Below are 17,482 nucleotides of genomic sequence, written 5' to 3'. Positions count from 1 at the left end.
GGATAGAGCCGTCGCGCTCGGTTCGGATCGATCGTGCTCCCCGTGGAACGCTACTTAGCTCCCTCAAGTGTAGGTACGTCCGCGGCTTCGTTTTCGAAGAAAGCTAGGCCGTGAATCCGGCTGTCGGGGGTCAGTTCGGGGTGAAAGGCCGTGCCGACGACGGGACCCTGCCGTACGGCGACCGGGCGGTCGTCCCAGGCGGCAAGCACCTCGGCGTCACCGCTCTCGACGTCGTCGATCGCCGGCGCGCGGATGAACACCGCTGGATACGGCTCGTCGTCTGCGAGTCCGTCGACCGCGAGCGGGGCCTCGAAGCTGTCTCGCTGGCGGCCGAAGGCGTTGCGCTCGACGGCGACGTCGAGGAGGCCGAGTTCGTCGACGCGGTCGTCGTTCGGATCGCTCGAGGCGACGATCAGGCCAGCACAGGTCGCAAGTAGCGGCTTGCCGGCGTCGACGTGGTCACGAATTTCAGGGGCGATTCCGTCGCTGTGGATCAGTCGGGAGATCGTCGTCGACTCACCACCGGGCATCGCCAGCAGGTCACAGTCGGGGACGAGCCCCGACTCGCGGATCTCGTGGACGGTGACGTCGTAGTTGTGAGCCTGTGCGGCCCGCTCGATAGCGGCTGCGTGTTCTTCGACGTCGCCCTGGACGGCGACGACGCCAGCGGTCAGCGACATGCCCGCGGGTAAGCAGAGGGGGATCAAAAAGCTCGTGCCCCCGGTCAGTCTTCAACGGCGAGGCGAATCTCGAGTCTCGCTCGAATCGCGGCGAACGCGTCGCTCTCGAGCGGATCGTCGACGAGGAGGTGGGAGCGTCGCTTACGCGGCGAACGTCAGGAGCTGTACCAGAATCCCGATCATCACGCCGGTCGCGATGACCGTCTTCGGATCGATCTGGATCGCGTTCGAGTCCTCTGCGTCGAAGTACCGGACGAGTCCGGCACTGGACATCAGCCCACCTGAATTCTGTCCTCGGTCCATACACGGTACTATGAGTCGACGGAACTAAATCTTTCGTCCCTCCGGTCGCGGACGTGTCACGGTTTGCGGCAATCTCCAAGCGGTGGGAAACCCTTATGCGCGCCGCGTCGGAACTAGCGATGAACCGATGACTGTCACACTGAAGGATTTCTACGCGGACTGGTGTGGCCCCTGTAAGACCCAGGACCCGATCCTCGAGGAACTCGAGGAGGACTGGGAGGGCCGATTCGAGGTCGAGAAGATCAACGTTGACGAACAACAGGACGTCGCCAACGAGTACCAGGTACGCTCGCTTCCGACGCTCGTTGTCGAGAACGAGGACGGAATCGTCGAGCGCTTCGTCGGTGTTACCCAGCGCGACGACCTCGAAGACGCCCTCGAGTCCGCCGGCGCCTAACGCACGTCTGCGAACTCCCTTTTCGACGACCGAGATCAGTGGTGAAACTGCCGGACAGCAGTCAGTGCGCCGTCGGTCGCGAATTCGCGGCTGTCACTGTCGGCGACGGCCGCAGTCGTGTGACCGCCCGGTGAATCGTGCTGTCCGACAGTATGAGCGACGGCTCTCTTGGGTCTGAGGTACGTGTTTAGCCCCATAGAGTTGCCGCCTGAGGGGCTAAGACTGCTGAAAATCGCACCCAATATAGCATTTATAAGTCAGAGCGAGGCAAGAGAATTGAGCGAACCGACAGACGTAGCCCGATTTCACTGAACCTAGTGATACCGTGGTGATTTTGAACCCGTTTCCCTCCCCGGTTTCTGGGGGTAAACACTTACGGTCTGAGGTTAGGTCTCGTCCGGGTCGATATCGTCCGTGTCGTCGACGCCGAACTCCTCGTCGGAATCGAACTCGTCGTCGACTGGTGTCTCCTCGGTAGCGCCGAACACGTCGTCGGCGTCGACTTCACTGTCGGATTCCGTCTCGTCGATGACGTCGGTCCCGTCGTCGATTTCGATCTCGGTGTCGGCCCGCTCGGCCGGATCCGGAGACGGCTCCTCGAAGTCGAACTCGTCGGTCGCGAGTTGCTCGCCGTCGACGCTGACCGTTCCCGCTTCGATCTCGATAACGACGCCGTCGTCGCTCTGACTGCGGCCGAGCAACTGATTCGTCGTCGACTCGACCTCCTGGTTGATCGACCAGACGAACCGGAGAACCGACTCGAGTTCGGTTCCGGCCCGGCGTACGTTTTGTTCGGGTGAGAGCTCACCCAGGCTCTGTGCGCCCTCCGGATGCAGATACTGAATCGGATGGTCGTTTGGGACCTCGTGGAGGTCGACGTCGAACGACCAGAGATAGGGCAACAGCTGGATGGCGTACCCCTTCGGTTTGGGCGCTTTGCGACCGATGGCCGTCGTGGCAACGCCGATGGCCGTCGTCCCTGAATCGGTGTCGTAGTAGACGCCAGGGAGGCCAGGTATCGAGAGACGCATACGCGAGCCAAGGGGTCCGTGACGGGTGAGTCTACAGCCGGCACGTGCTACCTCCCTTTTCAAAGACTACCGTCAGTTTTGGTGCGACCGCGAGCAACCCAACGTACCGGAAACTCCGGCGGGCCGTTTCATACTGACTGCTGTCCGGCAGTATCAGAACCGATCGGCGAACTTGTCGCGGCGATTGATGTCGATCTCGCTGATGCTCGAGTGTGCCTGGCTCGCGGCGAAGGCGATGGCCTCGGCGACCTCGTTGGGTTCGCTGGCTTTGCCCTCCTCGAAGTGCTCTTCGAAGGTTTTCCCGTCGGTCGCCTCGAACTCCGTGCGCACCTCGGCGGGATTGACGACCGTGACGCCGACGCCGTCGTCGCCGACCTGTGCCGCGACGCTCTTTGCGAAGCCGCGGGTCCACCACTTCGTCGCCGCGTAAATGGGGTTGAACGACCGCGGATACTGGCCGGCGAAACTGCCGACGAAGATCAGGTGACCGTCGGTCTCACGGACGTGGGGGATCGCCGCTCGTGTCGCATAGAAGAGGCCGTCGACGTTGGTCTCTTGCATCGTCTCGTACTCGTCGGTCGACATCGTCTCGATCTCGCTGCCCCGCGAGAGGCCGGCGTTGTTCACCAGTACGTCGATACCGCCGAAGGTCTCGACCGTTGCTTCGATCAACGCGTCGACGTCGTCCTCCTCGCGGACGTTCGTCGGGACGACCAGCGTCTCGACGCCGTGGTCGGTCTCGAGTTCGTCGGCCAGCTCCGTCAGCCGGTCCTCGCTTCGGGCCGCGAGGACGACGTCTGCACCTTCAGCTGCGAACTCACGGCAGGTCGCTGCGCCGATGCCCGAACTCGCACCCGTCACGATCGCCGTCTTCGACTCGAGTGACGTCGTTGCCATAGTCGGCTCTGACGACGACAGCTGCCTAAAGAACGTGGTTTTCGAGTGCGCGTACGGCGGTCCGTATCAGTACTCCTCGAGTCCGTACAGTTCGCCGTACTTCTCGTCGACGTACTCGAGGAAGTACGCCGCCGTCAGCTCCTCGCCGGTCGCGCGTTCGATCAGCTCCTGGGTCGTGTACCGCTTTCCGTGCTGGTGGACGTTCTCCCGAAGCCAGCCGTTGAGCTCGTCGAAGTCGCCGTTGCGGATATCGTCCTCGAGGTCGCCCAGCTCGTCCTCGGCGGCCGCGTACAGCTGGGCCGCGAGCACGGAGCCAAGCGAGTACGTCGGGAAGTACCCAAAGGAGCCGTGCGACCAGTGGATGTCCTGGAGACAGCCCTCGGCGTCGGTTTCGGGACGGACGCCAAGGTACTCCTCGTACTTGTCGTTCCAGACCTCGGGCACGTCCGAGACCTCGAGGTCGCCACGAATCAGGTCGCGTTCGATCTCGAAGCGGATGACGATGTGGAGGTGGTAGGTGAGTTCGTCCGCTTCGGTCCGAATGAGGTTGTCGTCGTAGACCTGGTTTGCAGCCTCGTAGGCCTCCTCGGGGGTGACGTCTTCGAGAGCGGGGAACCGATCGCGGGCGATCGGCAGGAACTGCTCCCAGAAGGGGCGCGAGCGACCGACGTGGTTCTCCCAGAGGCGGGACTGGGATTCGTGGACCGATAGATCACGCGCTTCACCGAGAGGGGTGCCGTAGCCGTCGTCGGGGAGCCCAAGCGTGTAGTTGGCGTGGCCGAACTCGTGGATCGTCGAGGTGATCGAGCCCAGCAGATCGTCCTCCTCGAAGCGGGTCGTCACGCGGGCGTCGAACTGCGTCCCCGAGGAGAAGGGGTGGGGTGCGGTGTCGAGTCGACCACGATCCCAGTCGTAGCCCAGCGAGTCGAGGACGTCACGGGCAAGTGCCTCCTGGCCGTCGTCGTCGAACTCGCCGGCGAAGGCGTCGGTCTCGAGGTCGGCACCATCGTCGATCGCCTCGATCAACGCCACGAGCTCGTCACGCAGTCGCTCGAGGACCCGTTCGGCCGTCTCCAGATCGATGTAGGGTTCGTAATCGGCAAACAGCACGTCGTAAGGGTCGGCGTCGGGGTCGATGTGCTCGGCGTACTCCCGTTTCAGCTCCACGAGGTCCTCGAGGACGGGCGCGAACGTTTCGAAGTCGTCGTTCTCTTTGGCCCGCTTCCAGACGGGGTGGGCGTTGGCGGTCGTCTCGGAAATCTCCGCGACGAGCTCGCCCGGAACGCTGGTTTCGCGGTCGTAGCGCCGCCGGACTTCGCGGACGACCGCGGCCTGCTCGTCGTCCAGTTCGCTCGACTCGAGTGCCTCGAGCAGTTCGCCGGTCTCGTCGGCGGTCAACAGTTCGTGGCTAATCGAGGACAGCGTCGAGAGCTGCTGTGCGCGGGCGGGCGTTCCCTCGTCGGGCATCACTACTTCCTGATCCCACTGGAGCACGCCCGACGCGTTCGAGACGTTCGCGATCCGTTTGACGCGTTCCTCGAACTGCTCGTAGGTCTCGGTGTCAGCCGCCTCCTGGGCCTGATCGGTCGCCATCGACCGTTCCTACGTGCGGTGATCGTATCAACGTCGGGGTTCCGGTGGACCGACGAACGTGGTGTGGAATCTGCAAGCAGTGACGTGTTCGGTCGCGCTGACGTGTGTACTGGTACCTATGGTCCTTGCATCAGCCGTCGTGTTCTTCGTGAGCCTACTGATCGGTGCACTGGGCATCTACGTCGGTGCTCGCATCATCGTCGGTGCCGGCGATTACGATCACGCGATCGTCACTGCGCTAATCGGGGCGATCGTCTGGGCCGCCGTCGGCTTCTTCGTGGGCTGGATTCCGCTGCTTGGACCGTTGCTGGCCTTGCTGGCGTACATCGCGGTCATCAACTTCCGGTATCCCGGCGACTGGACCGCCGCCGCGATGATCGGGCTCGTCGCCTGGGTGACGGTCCTGATCGTACTCTACGCCCTGGCCGCCGTCGGGGTCACCGGCTTCGAAGCCGCCGGCGTCCCCGGCGCCTGATACTTCCGGACAAAACGATGCACACACCGATCGCACTCGAGACGCTGTCGTGTTCCGCGACAGGCGTCGAGACGCGACCGGGTGTGTATTGACTGTTGTCCGGTAGTATGAACAGCGGTCCCGTCGGCCGGGACAACTGGTTTCTGACGGCCGAACCACCCGGGCGTCGCGTTACTCGTGGGAGTGATGGCCGGCGTCGGAGAGCTCCGGCGGGAGGTAGTGTGGGAGGTCCGGATGGGGGAGATGGATCCCCACGGCCATCAGGCCGTGTGCGAGGAGGACGTAGCCCAGGACGACGAACGCGACGCCGAGAACGCGGTGAAGCCGACTCGCGTGGCGCGATCCAAGCGAGTTGAGGGTGATTCCGTAGAGGAACACGGCGGGAAACGTCCCGAGACCGAGCGCGGCCAGCGACGCGGCGCCGAGGACAGGCGAGCCGACGGCGAAGGCGTAGACGAACGCGGCATACAGCATCGGACACGGGACCAGCCCGTGTGCCAGACCGAGCCCGACGATTCCCGGCCCGTCGGCGATTCGTCGCACCCGATTCGCCGCCCCCTGTAGTGTGTGTTTGAGACCGACGTTCGGAATCGGGAGTCGGTGGAGATCGAACGTGTGCCGTCCGATCAAGGTGGCGACACCGTGGGCGATGATGACGAGCCCGAGTGCGACGCCAACCGTTCCACGGATCGGATTCGCAACGGCCAACAGTGACTCCATCGTCAGATACACCAGTCCGCCGATCGTCCCGAAGAGGGCTCCGAGAAGCGTGTAGCTCGCCGTCCGGCCGAGATTGAACAGTCCGTGGTAGTACAGCGACTCGGTCGACACGCCGGTTGTCGACTGGCCGCTCGAGTGTGCTCCGTCGTACATCGTCACGATCGGCCCACACATTCCGATACAGTGGACGCCACCGAGGACACCGATCGCGAAGAACAACAGGAGATCGACGCGGGTCAGGACGCCGAGCTCGATCATTCGACTCCCTCCGGTGATCGGTTCGGGTCTGACCGGCGTTGACGTGGTTTCATATCGGACGTGAACGTTTGCAACACGAACATCGTGGTTCGGTACCGCTCGAGAGTCGTCCGCTCGGCGGTGGCCGGTTCCTGTCGGACGCGACGCCGAGAAGCGACCGAGCCGCCGTCCCGGTCAGTCGCTCTCGGGACCGGTGTGGTCATCCGGTCTGCCGTACCGAATTACCGGAGCCCGAAAGACGGGTCGTGGGTGTTCCGGAATTGACTTACAGTAACCCGTATCAGTCGTCGTCGCTGGGACTCGTAATGTCGTACTCCGTGTGACACGGCTCGGGCGGCAGATCGATCGAGGGGTTGCCGTCGAGGAATCCTTCGGGTTTCAACTCGAAGTTCGCGATCTCGACCGGCAACACGGGCCAGTCCTCGGCTCGAGGGACGTGGTTGACCCCCTGCGTGTACCAGACGACGAGATCCTCGTCGACGAGCGATCGGTCCTGTTCCGTCCACTCGGGCAGGCCGGTCGTGTCGTCGTTCAGGTTCGGATAATCGCCGGCGGCGAACCGTTCGTCGTCGTCGTGTGGCGTCACCCAGAAGTTGTTCTGGATGAATCCCGACCGCTCTTTGTAACTCGAGGTCGGCTTCATCGGTGCCGAGACGTTCGTGTGGGGCTCGAGCTTGTAGCCACAGCTGCGTCCGTAGGAGTTTTCGGTCTCGCTGTTGGCGATCCGCCAGTATCGACCGCGGAGGGGATCGATATCCTGGCGGGCCTCGTTTTCGCGCTCGAGTAACGTCTCCTTGGCTCGGAACCCGTTCTTTCGGTTGCGTTCGCTGCCCGTCGGCTCGTTGTGGACCTCGTAGGCCCGCATCGGGCCGTCGTCGATGTCGAAGTCCAGCCGGAAGTTGAAGAAGTGCTGGTGGATGGGGGCTTTCACCTGTGGCGCGACGATGGCGTACTGGCCGTACGTGTCCTCGGCGGTCTCCTCGGCCGGCACGACGCCGTTCGAGTCGATGCCGGTCAGTCGGACCTCGGCTTCGATACTCCCGTCGGGGTAGAAGTACCAGTAGAAGCCGTAGTCGTAGTTGTACACCGTCGCGATAAAGGAGACGACGAGCCGACGTCGCCGTCGGACCTCGGTGTGTGGTTTCCGTTCTTCGGTGTGTTTCCAGAGGACGCCGTCGTCCTCCTCGTGCATGCAGATCGCACTCTCTAGGGTCTCGGACTCGCCCTCGATGGTGTTCATCTCGACGTCGAAGTACTTCATGACGCCAAGACAGTCACACCCCTCGGTGAGCCTGTTGGCCATCCGGCCGACGTGATACTCGCCGATGTCGAAGGCGTTCTTCCAGGAGTGGTTGGGGTCCGGGTCGCCGTAGGGAACGGCCATCTCACAGGCCGACGCGCGATGGAGGACCGACCGGGACTCGTCGCCGTCGTCGAACGTGATATCGTGGAAGACGAGCCCCTCGCGGGCGGTCCAGCCGACACGGAACTCCCAGTCGAGCCACTCGACGTTGTGGCCGTCGACTTCCCAGCTTGGGCCGTCGGGCTGGACGACGTCTAGGTGTTCGAAGTCGTCGCGGGTTTCGACCCTGTCGGCCCGGTAGTCGGCGTCCTCCGGCGGCAGCGGATTCTCCGGATCCGGGACGCCGTTGTCCTCGATGTCGACGACCTCCATCTCGTCTAGGTCGACGAACGCGAACAGCCCCTCGATCGGCCGTGCCCGACCGTTGTCGCTCTCGCTCGTTCGAATCCACGAGATCGCTCTACAGAGCCGTTTCCCCTCGTGTTCTTCCGGTTCGAATCCGCTGGCCGACCAGGGGTCGACCATGACGAGATCGAAGTTCTCGACGCCGCGTTTCGCCGCCGCCTCCCGCCACTCGGGGTCGTTCTTGACGACCTCTCGAGCCGCCTCGATCTCTTCGGGCATCACCGCGGGCTGGGCGTCGGGCAGGTGCTCCCACTCGAGGAGCGTCTCGTCGGATAGTGAGACGGTCCCCTCGTAGGTCTCCTCGTCGGCCCTGGCGACGACCGACGCCTCCCGTTCGAACGCGTCACCGGGTTCGAACGCCTTGACCAACTCCTTCGGCGGTTCGTTGAGGACGATGTTGTGGAACTGTATCTCGTCCTCGAGATCAGTTTCCGACTCGACGGTAGCGGCTGCGGTTTCGATTTCGTCGGCAGTGAGCGGATCGAGCGGATGATCGACGGTTACGGATTCTCGTTGTTTGCTCATAGGTTGTGCTGGCCCGATCGCGGTGCTCGTCGTGGATCGGACCGATACGCGTCTTTCTGTCGGGTTTTGTATTGGTGTTTGGTAACAACTCACCAGTAGTAACCTGGCATTCCTGCGCTACTGCGGCCGTCCCAGCGGGTGACAGCCGCGAGTTCGTGACCGACGTGTTACTGACTGCTGTCCGGCAGTATTAGGCCGTGTCACGGCCACCAGACGGGACTCGAGCCACGGGTGTCGGCTACGAGTTCCCCGCTCTCGGACGCACAAGATCGTTGTGTGGTGATGAACCGTCGCCGCACGAACGACACGATAACTCCGTTCGAACTCTCTTTCTCGGACTTCTCGAGTTGATATATTTAATTCGAAAGATACTGAGAATGCATTTCTGGGCCCGGTGTGTGAATACATGACGAACTCTTAACTCGGTCGTCGATGCCGTATGGGTATGGAGCGACGGGTGGTAATGTATCTCAAGGAGATCGGGTTGTCCGAGTACGAGGCGCAGTCGTACGCGTGTCTCCTTCGGCAGGGTGTATCGACCGCACAGGAAGTTTCCGACGGTGCTGACGTTCCACAGCCACGTGTTTACGACGCGCTCGACGAGCTCTCACAGAAAGGGTTCGTCGACGTCCAGTCCGGCCGACCGAAGAAGTTCGGGCCCGTCGAACCCGACACCGCGATCGATCGGTTCAAGCAGTACAAACAGCGCCAGTACGACGAGCGGCTGGCGGAGATCCAGCGCCTCGGCGAACAGCTCGCCGAGACAGTTGATACCGAAACGCGCCCTCCCGGCCAGTCGGACGTCTGTTGGACCTACTCCAACCGTCACCGCATCCTCGAGAAGCTGTCCGAACTGACGAGTTCGACGACCTCGGAGATCCGGATGATCACGACGCCGATCAGCTTCGAGCGGATCCTCAACCACCACGCCGAGGAACTGGCTCGGAAAGCCGACGCCGGAACGACGATTCAGGCGATCGTCTCCGAGGACGAGTCGATCTCGCCCGCCGTCTACGAGCGCGCTGCGGAGATCATGGACATTCGACGCGTCGAGACCATCGAGGGGCGGATCTATCTCTACGACAGCACGCACGTGTTAGTCGCGTTCCCCGTCAGCGACGCCGACGGCTACGCTGCAATCTCCACCACGAGCGACACCTTGTACCGGACACAGGCCCAGCTGTTCGATCTACTCTGGACCAACGGCCGAGAGACGGATCGTCGACCGGCCGGCCCCGTTCGGGCGGGAGACGACGCCGTTTAGGATTTCTCGGACGTCGGCGACGCCGCGAGCCACGACGACGCCGCCAGCCGGTAGGTCTCACGACAGCGTCGCAGCACCTCGAGCGAGACGCTCTCGTCTTCGGTGTGTGCTTCGCCGGGCTCTGCGGCACCGTAGATCACACACTCGGTTCCGGCGTCGGAGAGCCACCCTGCGTCGGTCGCGTGGGGTTTCGTTACCAGTTCCGGCGTCCCCGACTGTGCGCGGTCGGCTGCCTCGAGTACCGCCTCCGCGAACGCGTCGTCGTGACACTGCATCGGCGGCAGATCCTGATCGACGGTCCACTCGACGCCCTCGATCGACTCGACACGCTCGAGATCGGCCCGCTGTCCCGGGACGGTCCGCTCGTCGACGGTCAGCTCACAGCGGTCGGGGACGACGTTCATCGCCGTCCCACCCTCGATTTCGGTGACCGTGAGGCTGCCCTCGAGGCGGTCGCCCGCCACTTCGACGGTCGGGACCTCGAGTCTGCGAACGCGGTCGACGGCGTCGGTCGCGCGGTAGATCGCGTTCTCGCCGGCCCCGACCTCGCTTGCGTGGGCCGCGGTGCCGACGGCGGTGATCGTGCTTCCGCGCCGACCCTTGTGGGCGACGGCGACGTCCGTGACACCCGGACTCGAGTAGCCCGTCGATCCCTCCCCGACGATGGCGTAGTCGGGAGTAAACCCTCGTTCGATGGCGTGGCGTGCGCCGACGCCGCCGACCTCTTCACCGACGAAACTCGCGAAGACGAGTTCGCCCTCGACCGACGCGTCGTCCCCGGTCGTGACGTCGCGAAACGCACACATCGCGGCCGCGACGGCGCCTTTCATGTCCGCCGCTCCGCGGCCGTACAGGCGTCCATTCCGCCGTTCGACGACGTACTCGCCGCTCGAGTCGATCTGAGAGTCGGCCGGTTCGACGACGTCGTGGTGACCGACGAGCGCCATCGTTGGCCCGTCCTCGTCGCCGCTGCGAGCGATCACGTTTCCGGCCTCGTCCCGGACGACGTCGGCGTCGGTTTCGCGTCGCAGCCACTCCTCGATGTAGTCGCCCGCGCCCGTCTCGTCGTCGTGGCTCGGAATCGAGACGAGGTCGCGGGTCAGTTCGGCGACGTCCATGGTCGCGTTATCGGTACGCTGGGTGTTGATTGTGCCGATAGAACCCACGGCAGCCACCGTTTCTCTGCCGGCTCTGACTCTGGAAGTTCCGTACGAACGAGAGATGCGATCAGTCGAGTTGCTCGTACACCGGCGTCTGCTCCCCGGCCGCTCCCTCGTCGGTCAGCCGTGACACCGTCTCGCCGACCTCCTGGAGGCTGGCGGTCTGCTCCTGGCTCGCCGCCGCGACCGACTCGGCGGCAGTGGCGACCTCCTCTGCGGTCTCGGAGATGTCCTCGACGGTCGCCGCCGCCGTCTCGACGTTGCGCGCCTGCTGGTCGGTCGCCGCCGCCACGTCTTCCATCTGGGCCGCCGTCGTCTGGGCCGAGTCGTGGATCGCCTCGAGCGAGTCCATCGCCGCCCGGATCCGATCGGCGCCGTCGTCGAGCCGATCGACGGTGTCGTCCGTCGCTTCGACCGTCTCGACGGCCTCCTCGCGGACGCCCTGGACGGCGTCTTCGATCGCCTCGAGGTCACGTCGCGTCTGTTCGGCGAACGACTCGACTTCGTCGGCAATGACACCCATCGTCTGTGCGCTGTCCTCGCCGTCCGACCGGGAGGCTTCGATCTTCGCGTTTTTCGCCAGCACGGTCGTCCGGTCGGCCACGTCGTCGAGTCGGTCGAGGACCTCGTCGATCTCGTCGGTTCTGTCCTCTAAGTCGCCGGCGGACTGTGCGACGGCTTCGGTCGCCGACTCGATACGCTCGAGTTCCTCGAGGGCCTCGTTGGCCGCCGAGACGCCTTCGGCGGTGAGCTGTTCGGTCCGTTCGCTTTCCTCGGAGACGTTGTCGGTCACGCTGGCGACCTCCTCGATCGCGGCGCTCAACTCGCCCAGCTGGGTCGCCGCCCGATTGGTGTCTGTCGCCTGGTTCGAGGTGTGGTTGCTGATCGCCTCGGCGCGGGTGGCGATCTCCTCGCTGGCCTGGTGGAGCTCCTCGATCGGTCCCTGGACGTCTTCGTCGACCTCGCGGGCGAGCCGTTGGCGCCGTTCGATCGAATCCTCGAGGTCCTGGGCGTAGGAGTCGACGTACGTCTCGGTCGCGATCTGCATGTCTAAGTTGATGATTCGCAACAGCGAGAGAACGTCGTTCATCCCGTCGTCGATCGCTTCCCTGACGGTCTCCTCGAACGACTCCTCGAGGCCGTCTTCTCCGTCGTCGCTGCCGCCGAATCCGAGCGCACCGGCGAGTCCGCCGAGCCCACCGCCGCTTTCGTCCTGTTCGGCCGCCCACGCTTCGATCTCGTCGACGACCTGCTGTTGGATCCGTTCGTTCAACCGCTCGAGAAGGAGATCGTAGTAGACGCCGTACTGCCCGATGTAGTGTTTCAGGGGCATGTCGAGCAGTTCGTGGAGCTTGCCGACCCGGGCCCGGTTCTCGAAGAACTGCTGATCGTAGGGGCCGGTCGCAAGCGAGACTAGATAGGCACGCTGGGTCTGTTTCAGCGCCTCGATGTCTTTGGGAGAGCGTCCGATTACCTCCCGAGTCTGCCGGGACCGAATCAGGTTGTCGTAGAAGTCCTCTGCGATGTCGTTTTGGTTGTCACGCAACAGCGGTTCGAGATCGGCGAGTCGCCGTTCGTCGTCTTCGTCGAACCCGATAAAGTCCTTTCGCCAGGCGATCTCCTCTTCGTCGAGGCCGATTCGGTCGACGAGCTGGTCGGCATCGAAGAAATCGTTGAGTTCACCCTTCCCGAAGGTCTGTTCTGGATTCATCATATGGACGTGTTCGATTTCCGGGTTAAGATGATAGGTGTTTTCCCATCAGTTTAGAAGACAGTCACGTGAACTGTTGGAAGTAGTGCGAACCGCTCGAGGGAGTGTTTCCCGTCGTTTGTCTGCCGTTGCTGGTGGAACACCCTTATAGGGATCCGACGACCAGTTAGCATATGAACGTCGTGCCGGATACGAGCGTGGTCATCGACGGCCGCGTTTCGGCGACGATCGAAGACGGGCAGTTCGAGGGAGCGACGATTTCGGTACCCGAAGCCGTCGTCGCGGAACTCGAGGCGCAGGCAAACGACGGCATCGAGACCGGCTGGGACGGGCTCGAGGAGCTCCAGCGACTCGCTGCACTCGCCGACGAGGGGACAGTCGACCTCGAGTACGTCGGCGAGCGGCCAAGCGCGATCGAGCGCGGCCACGCTTCCGAAGGCGAGATCGACGCGCTGATTCGGGACCTCGCGGAGGACCTCGAGGCGACGTTTCTCACCAGCGATATCGTCCAGGCGGAAGTCGCCCAGGCGAAGGGTCTCGACGTCGAACACGTCTCTCCCGAAGTCAGGACGGTCGGGACGCTGACCGTCGAGAACTACTTCGACGACCAGACGATGAGCGTCCACCTCAAGACGGGGATGGTCCCGATGGCCAAACGGGGCGAACTCGGCGACATGCACTACCAGGAGATCGCCGACGATCCCCTCGAGGAGGAGACGATGGACGAGTACGCTCGCGAGATCGTCGACGGCGCGAAGGAGGCCGCCGAGGGCTTCATCGAACTCTCCGAGCCTGGCATGAAAATCGTCCAGTTCCGGGATTACCGGATCGCCATCGGTCGACCGCCGTTCTCGGACGGCATCGAGATCACTGCCGTTCGACCGATCGCCCAGACGGACATCGAGGACTACGAGAACGCCACTGAACTCAAAGATCGGCTGCTCGAGCGCCAGCGTGGCGTCCTCATCTCGGGGGCGCCCGGAGCCGGGAAGTCGACGTTCGCCCAGGCGGTCGCCCGATTCATCTCGGATCACGACTACGCGGTCAAGACGATGGAAAAGCCCCGGGACCTGCAGGTCGGCCCCGAGATCACCCAGTACACCGAACTCGGCGGCGAGATGGAAAAGACCGCCGACGCCCTGCTGATGGTCCGACCCGACTACACGATCTACGACGAGGTCCGCAAGACCGACGACTTCGAAGTCTTCGCGGACATGCGCCTGGCGGGCGTCGGCATGATCGGCGTCGTCCACGCGACGCGACCGATCGACGCCCTCCAGCGCCTCGTCGGCCGTGTCGAACTCGGGATGATCCCGCAGGTCGTCGACACCGTCGTCTACATCGAGGCCGGTCAGGTCGAGACCGTCTACGACGTCCGCACGGAGGTCAAAGTTCCCGCCGGTCTCACCGAGGAAGACCTCGCGCGGCCGGTCATCCAGGTCACGAACTTCGAGACCGGCGAGCCCGAGTACGAGATCTACACCTTCAACCGTCAGGTCGTCACCGTCCCGCTGAAAGACGAGGAGGGTGGCCCCGGCAGCGAGTCTGGCGTCGACCGCATCGCCAAACAGGAGATCGAACGCGAGATCCGCTCGATCGCGCGGGGCTACGTCGACGTCGAACTCAAGAGCCAGGATCGCGCGGTCGTCTACGTCGAGGAGGACGACATCTCGAGTGTCATCGGGAAAGGCGGCGGTCGCATCTCCGACGTCGAGAACCGACTGGGGATCGACATCGACGTCCGTACGCACGACGAGAACCCCAACTACGGCGCCGGTGCTGGTGGCGGTGCCGGCGCCAGTTCCAACAGCGCCGGCAGCCAGGGGGCGGCGGGCCAGATGGTCACCCCGGAGATCACCTCGAGACACATCGTTATCCCCGTCGACGGCAACCACGGCGAGACCGTCGAAGTCCAGGCTGGCGGCGACTACCTCTTTACCGCGACAGTGAGCCGCGGCGGCGAGATCCAGGTGTCGCGCGGAAGTGCGATCGCCGACGAACTGGAGCAGGCGATCGACCGGAAGGAGCCAGTCACAGTCGTTCCGTCATAGAGGACGTAAAACGCCGCGATCGCGAGGTAGTACGTGATCGTCGGCAACAGCCACGCGACGGTCATCAGCTTCGCGTCCTGATTGCTGAGATGGGCGAGTTCGTGAGCCAGGACGGCCTCGAGTTCGGCCTCGTCGAGTTCCTCGAGCAGCGCCGAGGTGACGACGATGTGCTCGTCTCCGCCGCCGGCGACGGCGAAGGCGTTCGGGGCTTGGCTTTCGACGACCGCGATCTCGGGTTTTGCAACGTCGACCTGGGCGGCCAGCCGCGTTACGGTCGCGTGGAGGTCGGGATATGCGTTTGCGTCGACCGGGCGACCGTCGACGGAGCTGACGACGGCACTCGGACCGAACCAATACTGGACGACGAGGCCGCCGCCGACGACGACGGTAAGCAAGACGGGATCGACGTAGAACTCGCCGTGATACGGCCGCTCGTTGGCCCACTCGAGCAACGCGATGCCGAGGGTGTTTGCGAGAACCACGAAGGTGTAGACGAACGCGAACGGGAGGACGACGAGCAACCCGAGCGCGACGAGCATTCGGAGGCGGAGGTCGTGATCGTCTGGCAGGGACATTACGACAGTGACCGTAGCTGTCGTTCGTTTGTAATCTATCGATATAATGGTGTTCGTCGCCAGCCGAGGGACACCCCTATTTCGTCTGGTCACTCTCGATCGGCTTTGGTGCCCGATCGATCATTGGAACTCGTTACCACTATTGTCTGTTTAAGGGTTAAGCATTTATACGAGACGAATGTCCAACCAGGTACGAAATAAGATGGTGATTGAACGCAATGAGCGTCGATGAGGAAACGACTGTATACTCGAGCATCGGTCACACGAAGGGGTCGTTCGTGACCGACCGGTCGGACCTCGATCGCGTCCGATCGCGGATCGTCGACGATATTCGAACGGCCGTCGCCGACGCCGGTGCCGAAGGCGTCGTCGTGGCGATGAGCGGCGGTATCGATTCGACCGTGACGGCCGCCCTGGCCGTCGAAGCACTCGGCGGTGACCGGGTACTCGGACTCGGCTTACCCTGTCACAAACGAGATCAGACTGACGTCAGCGAGGCTCGAACCATCGCCGACGGACTGGGGATCGAGTTCGAGGAGATCCGACTCCGGCCGGTCCTCGAGGCGTTCGAGGAGACGATCACCGACACGGTCGACGACCGCGATTCGGACGGCAACCGTCCCTACGAGCGCACCCATGCGGTCGGGAACGCGACCGCCAGATTGCGGATGTGTTGTGCGTACTACGCCGCGAACAGGCAACGCCGGCTCGTCCTCGGGACCGCAAACCGGTCGGAGCTGTTGCTCGGCTACTTCACCAAGTACGGAGACGGAGCGGCCGACCGGTTTCCGCTCGGCGACCTCTACAAGACCGAGGTCCGGGCGCTTGCGAAACACATCGGCGTTCCACGACGAATCGTCAGCAAGGAGCCGTCGGCCGGATTCTGGGCGAACCAGACCGACGCCGACGAACTCGGCGCAACTTACGACGATATCGACCCGCTGTTACAGCGACTCGTCGACGACGACGAATCGATCGTCGACGCCGCGGACGCACTCGAGATCGATCGCGAGACGGCCCGATCGGTCGCGTGGCTCTGTGCCGAAACCGAGCACAAACGGGCGATGCCGCCGACGCCGGGGATCGGCGGTCGCGATCAGTAGCGGTCGGCGTCCCGGTACAGCTCCGGGTTTCGCCACCAGAACAACCCCCACGAGAGCATGAAGCCGACGCCCATGGCGACGACGTCACGTGCGATCTGTGGCAGTCCCGTATCGACGAGGGGGACGAGTGCGATGGCCGACCCGATCGCGGCACCGACGAGGATGAATGCCAGGTCGCCGGCGATGTGTTCCCGCGAGTGGTCCCAGTACTGTTGCCGATCCTCGTCGTACCAGATGCCGATATAGATCAACACTGGCGCCATCGACGTGATCACGGTGATCACGTGATACTCCTGGGGCACTCCCGCCGGACCGAGAACGAAGATGTTCACGGCGTTGGCGAGCATCGCCATCACGAACAGTGCCAGTAAGAGCCAACCCCACCGTGGCAGCGTCTCCTTGTCCATGCAAGGTGGCGGTTATCGTGGGAAAATAATCCTCCCGTTTTCGATCCGACTATTGCCGACGGCTACTCGGCACAGCAGGCGTCTTTCTTGGGGGAGTCTTCGACGCCGTTTCCGTCGGCTGCCACCGGTTCCTCGAGACGGTAGAGACTCTGTCGTGCGTCTGCAAAGTAGATATCCTCGTCGACGATACCGATTTCCTCGAGGCGCTCGAGCGCGTACCGGACGGTTCGGGCCGAGAGCATCGACTCCTCGACGATCTGTTTCTGCGTCAGCGGCCCATCGTACTCGAGAACCTTGAAGACTAATTTCGCACTCGGTGGCAAATCTTCGATCTCCTCCCCGTCGGTCTCTGCCATATTACGAAGCGAACGGTCCCAGCAGCATAAAAGTTGAGCCTTACGCAGAGTGAGAATCTTGAAATTTTACAACTAATATAATGTAGTAAAATGGCCGCTAACGATCTGTAGTCCAGTATATCGAGAGTTGACTCGCCAGTCAGGGACCGGTGAAATTTGGCAGCATCGAGAGTTACCGCCGATCGATCAGACGGACCGCTGTCGGCCAGTGCCGGCGCGACCGCGACTCGTCGTGTGAGTTCGTGCCGGCGTGACCGCGACCCATCGT

16 protein-coding genes and 1 pseudogene are annotated in these 17,482 nt (G+C 63.3%); 5 read left to right on the top strand and 12 right to left on the bottom strand.

The features are described from left to right. Positions 1 to 50: 50 nt before the first annotated feature. Both pdxT and RBH26_RS11710 read right to left on the bottom strand, forming a co-directional pair. On the bottom strand, positions 51 to 680 hold the full coding sequence (pdxT, locus tag RBH26_RS11715) for a pyridoxal 5'-phosphate synthase glutaminase subunit PdxT (protein WP_306758474.1): 630 nt from the start codon (positions 678 to 680) through the stop codon (positions 51 to 53). Between the two features lie 141 nt (positions 681 to 821). Beyond that, complete coding sequence (locus RBH26_RS11710; RefSeq protein WP_306758473.1) at positions 822 to 983, bottom strand: preprotein translocase subunit Sec61beta; 162 nt, start codon at positions 981 to 983, stop codon at positions 822 to 824. Between the two features lie 127 nt (positions 984 to 1,110). On the opposite strand from RBH26_RS11710, the gene RBH26_RS11705 reads away from it, so the two are divergent. Next, positions 1,111 to 1,380, top strand: coding sequence for a thioredoxin domain-containing protein (locus tag RBH26_RS11705; RefSeq protein WP_306758472.1), 270 nt, complete (start codon positions 1,111 to 1,113; stop codon positions 1,378 to 1,380). Between the two features lie 386 nt (positions 1,381 to 1,766). On the opposite strand, the gene RBH26_RS11700 is transcribed toward RBH26_RS11705, so the two are convergent. The 3 genes from RBH26_RS11700 to RBH26_RS11690 all read right to left on the bottom strand — a co-directional run bounded on the left by RBH26_RS11700 (position 1,767) and on the right by RBH26_RS11690 (position 4,901). Then, positions 1,767 to 2,411, bottom strand: coding sequence for a hypothetical protein (locus RBH26_RS11700; protein WP_306758471.1), 645 nt, complete (start codon positions 2,409 to 2,411; stop codon positions 1,767 to 1,769). Positions 2,412 to 2,564: 153 nt separating this feature from the next. After that, positions 2,565 to 3,308, bottom strand: a complete 744-nt coding sequence (locus RBH26_RS11695; RefSeq protein WP_306758470.1) for an SDR family oxidoreductase — start codon at positions 3,306 to 3,308, stop codon at positions 2,565 to 2,567. Positions 3,309 to 3,374: 66 nt separating this feature from the next. Next, the gene (locus tag RBH26_RS11690) at positions 3,375 to 4,901 is read right to left on the bottom strand and encodes a carboxypeptidase M32 (protein ID WP_306758469.1); all 1,527 of its coding nucleotides are present in this window, start codon (positions 4,899 to 4,901) and stop codon (positions 3,375 to 3,377) included. A 118-nt stretch (positions 4,902 to 5,019) separates the two neighbouring features. On the opposite strand from RBH26_RS11690, the gene RBH26_RS11685 reads away from it, so the two are divergent. Then, complete coding sequence (locus RBH26_RS11685; protein WP_306758467.1) at positions 5,020 to 5,376, top strand: hypothetical protein; 357 nt, start codon at positions 5,020 to 5,022, stop codon at positions 5,374 to 5,376. Positions 5,377 to 5,547: 171 nt separating this feature from the next. Here RBH26_RS11685 and RBH26_RS11680 read toward each other — a convergent pair whose 3' ends face one another. Both RBH26_RS11680 and RBH26_RS11675 read right to left on the bottom strand, forming a co-directional pair. Continuing rightward, on the bottom strand, positions 5,548 to 6,354 hold the full coding sequence (locus tag RBH26_RS11680; RefSeq protein ID WP_306758465.1) for a sulfite exporter TauE/SafE family protein: 807 nt from the start codon (positions 6,352 to 6,354) through the stop codon (positions 5,548 to 5,550). Between the two features lie 280 nt (positions 6,355 to 6,634). Further along, positions 6,635 to 8,587, bottom strand: coding sequence for a primary-amine oxidase (locus RBH26_RS11675; RefSeq protein WP_306758464.1), 1,953 nt, complete (start codon positions 8,585 to 8,587; stop codon positions 6,635 to 6,637). 445 nt (positions 8,588 to 9,032) lie between these two features. Between RBH26_RS11675 and RBH26_RS11670 the strand changes: the two genes are divergently transcribed. After that, complete coding sequence (locus tag RBH26_RS11670) at positions 9,033 to 9,851, top strand: helix-turn-helix domain-containing protein (protein WP_306758463.1); 819 nt, start codon at positions 9,033 to 9,035, stop codon at positions 9,849 to 9,851. Here RBH26_RS11670 and RBH26_RS11665 read toward each other — a convergent pair. Both RBH26_RS11665 and RBH26_RS11660 read right to left on the bottom strand, forming a co-directional pair. Beyond that, the gene (locus RBH26_RS11665; RefSeq protein WP_306758462.1) at positions 9,848 to 10,969 is read right to left on the bottom strand and encodes a M20/M25/M40 family metallo-hydrolase; all 1,122 of its coding nucleotides are present in this window, start codon (positions 10,967 to 10,969) and stop codon (positions 9,848 to 9,850) included. The two genes, RBH26_RS11670 and RBH26_RS11665, sit on opposite strands and share 4 nt — an antisense overlap. A gap of 109 nt (positions 10,970 to 11,078) precedes the next feature. Further along, the gene (locus RBH26_RS11660) at positions 11,079 to 12,722 is read right to left on the bottom strand and encodes a globin-coupled sensor protein (RefSeq protein ID WP_306758537.1); all 1,644 of its coding nucleotides are present in this window, start codon (positions 12,720 to 12,722) and stop codon (positions 11,079 to 11,081) included. Positions 12,723 to 12,895: 173 nt separating this feature from the next. Between RBH26_RS11660 and RBH26_RS11655 the strand changes: the two genes are divergently transcribed. Beyond that, the gene (locus tag RBH26_RS11655) at positions 12,896 to 14,773 is read left to right on the top strand and encodes a PINc/VapC family ATPase (RefSeq protein WP_306758461.1); all 1,878 of its coding nucleotides are present in this window, start codon (positions 12,896 to 12,898) and stop codon (positions 14,771 to 14,773) included. Here the strand turns inward: RBH26_RS11655 and RBH26_RS11650 are convergent. Then, positions 14,770 to 15,348 (bottom strand): annotated as a pseudogene (locus RBH26_RS11650) (M48 family metalloprotease); the annotation flags it as partial. The gene RBH26_RS11655 and the pseudogene RBH26_RS11650 sit on opposite strands and share 4 nt — an antisense overlap. 218 nt (positions 15,349 to 15,566) lie before the next feature. Between RBH26_RS11650 and RBH26_RS11645 the strand changes: the two are divergent. After that, a complete protein-coding gene (locus RBH26_RS11645) occupies positions 15,567 to 16,451 on the top strand; it encodes an NAD+ synthase (protein ID WP_306758460.1) in 885 nt (294 codons plus the stop codon). On the opposite strand, the gene RBH26_RS11640 is transcribed toward RBH26_RS11645, so the two are convergent. Next, entirely contained in the window at positions 16,445 to 16,858 is a 414-nt protein-coding gene (locus tag RBH26_RS11640) for a hypothetical protein (RefSeq protein WP_306758459.1), read from the bottom strand. The two genes, RBH26_RS11645 and RBH26_RS11640, sit on opposite strands and share 7 nt — an antisense overlap. Before the next feature lie 62 nt (positions 16,859 to 16,920). Continuing rightward, positions 16,921 to 17,214 carry a helix-turn-helix domain-containing protein gene (locus tag RBH26_RS11635; protein ID WP_226039562.1) on the bottom strand — a complete coding sequence of 98 codons (294 nt, stop codon included), beginning with the start codon at positions 17,212 to 17,214 and terminating at the stop codon, positions 16,921 to 16,923. Between the last annotated feature and the right edge of the window lie 268 nt (positions 17,215 to 17,482).

It is taken from the genome of Natronolimnohabitans sp. A-GB9 (assembly GCF_030848565.1).
Lineage (GTDB): Archaea > Halobacteriota > Halobacteria > Halobacteriales > Natrialbaceae > Natronolimnohabitans.
This window is presented reverse-complemented; position numbering and strand designations above follow the sequence as displayed.

What these genes read in the sequence shown, in the direction of transcription:
- pdxT (WP_306758474.1), bottom strand. Translation starts at nt 680, where the DNA reads ATGTCGCTGACCGCTGGCGTCGTCGCCGTCCAGGGCGACGTCGAAGAA.
- RBH26_RS11710 (WP_306758473.1), bottom strand. Translation starts at nt 983, where the DNA reads ATGGACCGAGGACAGAATTCAGGTGGGCTGATGTCCAGTGCCGGACTC.
- RBH26_RS11705 (WP_306758472.1), top strand. Translation starts at nt 1,111, where the DNA reads ATGACTGTCACACTGAAGGATTTCTACGCGGACTGGTGTGGCCCCTGT.
- RBH26_RS11700 (WP_306758471.1), bottom strand. Translation starts at nt 2,411, where the DNA reads ATGCGTCTCTCGATACCTGGCCTCCCTGGCGTCTACTACGACACCGAT.
- RBH26_RS11695 (WP_306758470.1), bottom strand. Translation starts at nt 3,308, where the DNA reads ATGGCAACGACGTCACTCGAGTCGAAGACGGCGATCGTGACGGGTGCG.
- RBH26_RS11690 (WP_306758469.1), bottom strand. Translation starts at nt 4,901, where the DNA reads ATGGCGACCGATCAGGCCCAGGAGGCGGCTGACACCGAGACCTACGAG.
- RBH26_RS11685 (WP_306758467.1), top strand. Translation starts at nt 5,020, where the DNA reads ATGGTCCTTGCATCAGCCGTCGTGTTCTTCGTGAGCCTACTGATCGGT.
- RBH26_RS11680 (WP_306758465.1), bottom strand. Translation starts at nt 6,354, where the DNA reads ATGATCGAGCTCGGCGTCCTGACCCGCGTCGATCTCCTGTTGTTCTTC.
- RBH26_RS11675 (WP_306758464.1), bottom strand. Translation starts at nt 8,587, where the DNA reads ATGAGCAAACAACGAGAATCCGTAACCGTCGATCATCCGCTCGATCCG.
- RBH26_RS11670 (WP_306758463.1), top strand. Translation starts at nt 9,033, where the DNA reads ATGGAGCGACGGGTGGTAATGTATCTCAAGGAGATCGGGTTGTCCGAG.
- RBH26_RS11665 (WP_306758462.1), bottom strand. Translation starts at nt 10,969, where the DNA reads ATGGACGTCGCCGAACTGACCCGCGACCTCGTCTCGATTCCGAGCCAC.
- RBH26_RS11660 (WP_306758537.1), bottom strand. Translation starts at nt 12,722, where the DNA reads ATGAATCCAGAACAGACCTTCGGGAAGGGTGAACTCAACGATTTCTTC.
- RBH26_RS11655 (WP_306758461.1), top strand. Translation starts at nt 12,896, where the DNA reads ATGAACGTCGTGCCGGATACGAGCGTGGTCATCGACGGCCGCGTTTCG.
- RBH26_RS11645 (WP_306758460.1), top strand. Translation starts at nt 15,567, where the DNA reads ATGAGCGTCGATGAGGAAACGACTGTATACTCGAGCATCGGTCACACG.
- RBH26_RS11640 (WP_306758459.1), bottom strand. Translation starts at nt 16,858, where the DNA reads ATGGACAAGGAGACGCTGCCACGGTGGGGTTGGCTCTTACTGGCACTG.
- RBH26_RS11635 (WP_226039562.1), bottom strand. Translation starts at nt 17,214, where the DNA reads ATGGCAGAGACCGACGGGGAGGAGATCGAAGATTTGCCACCGAGTGCG.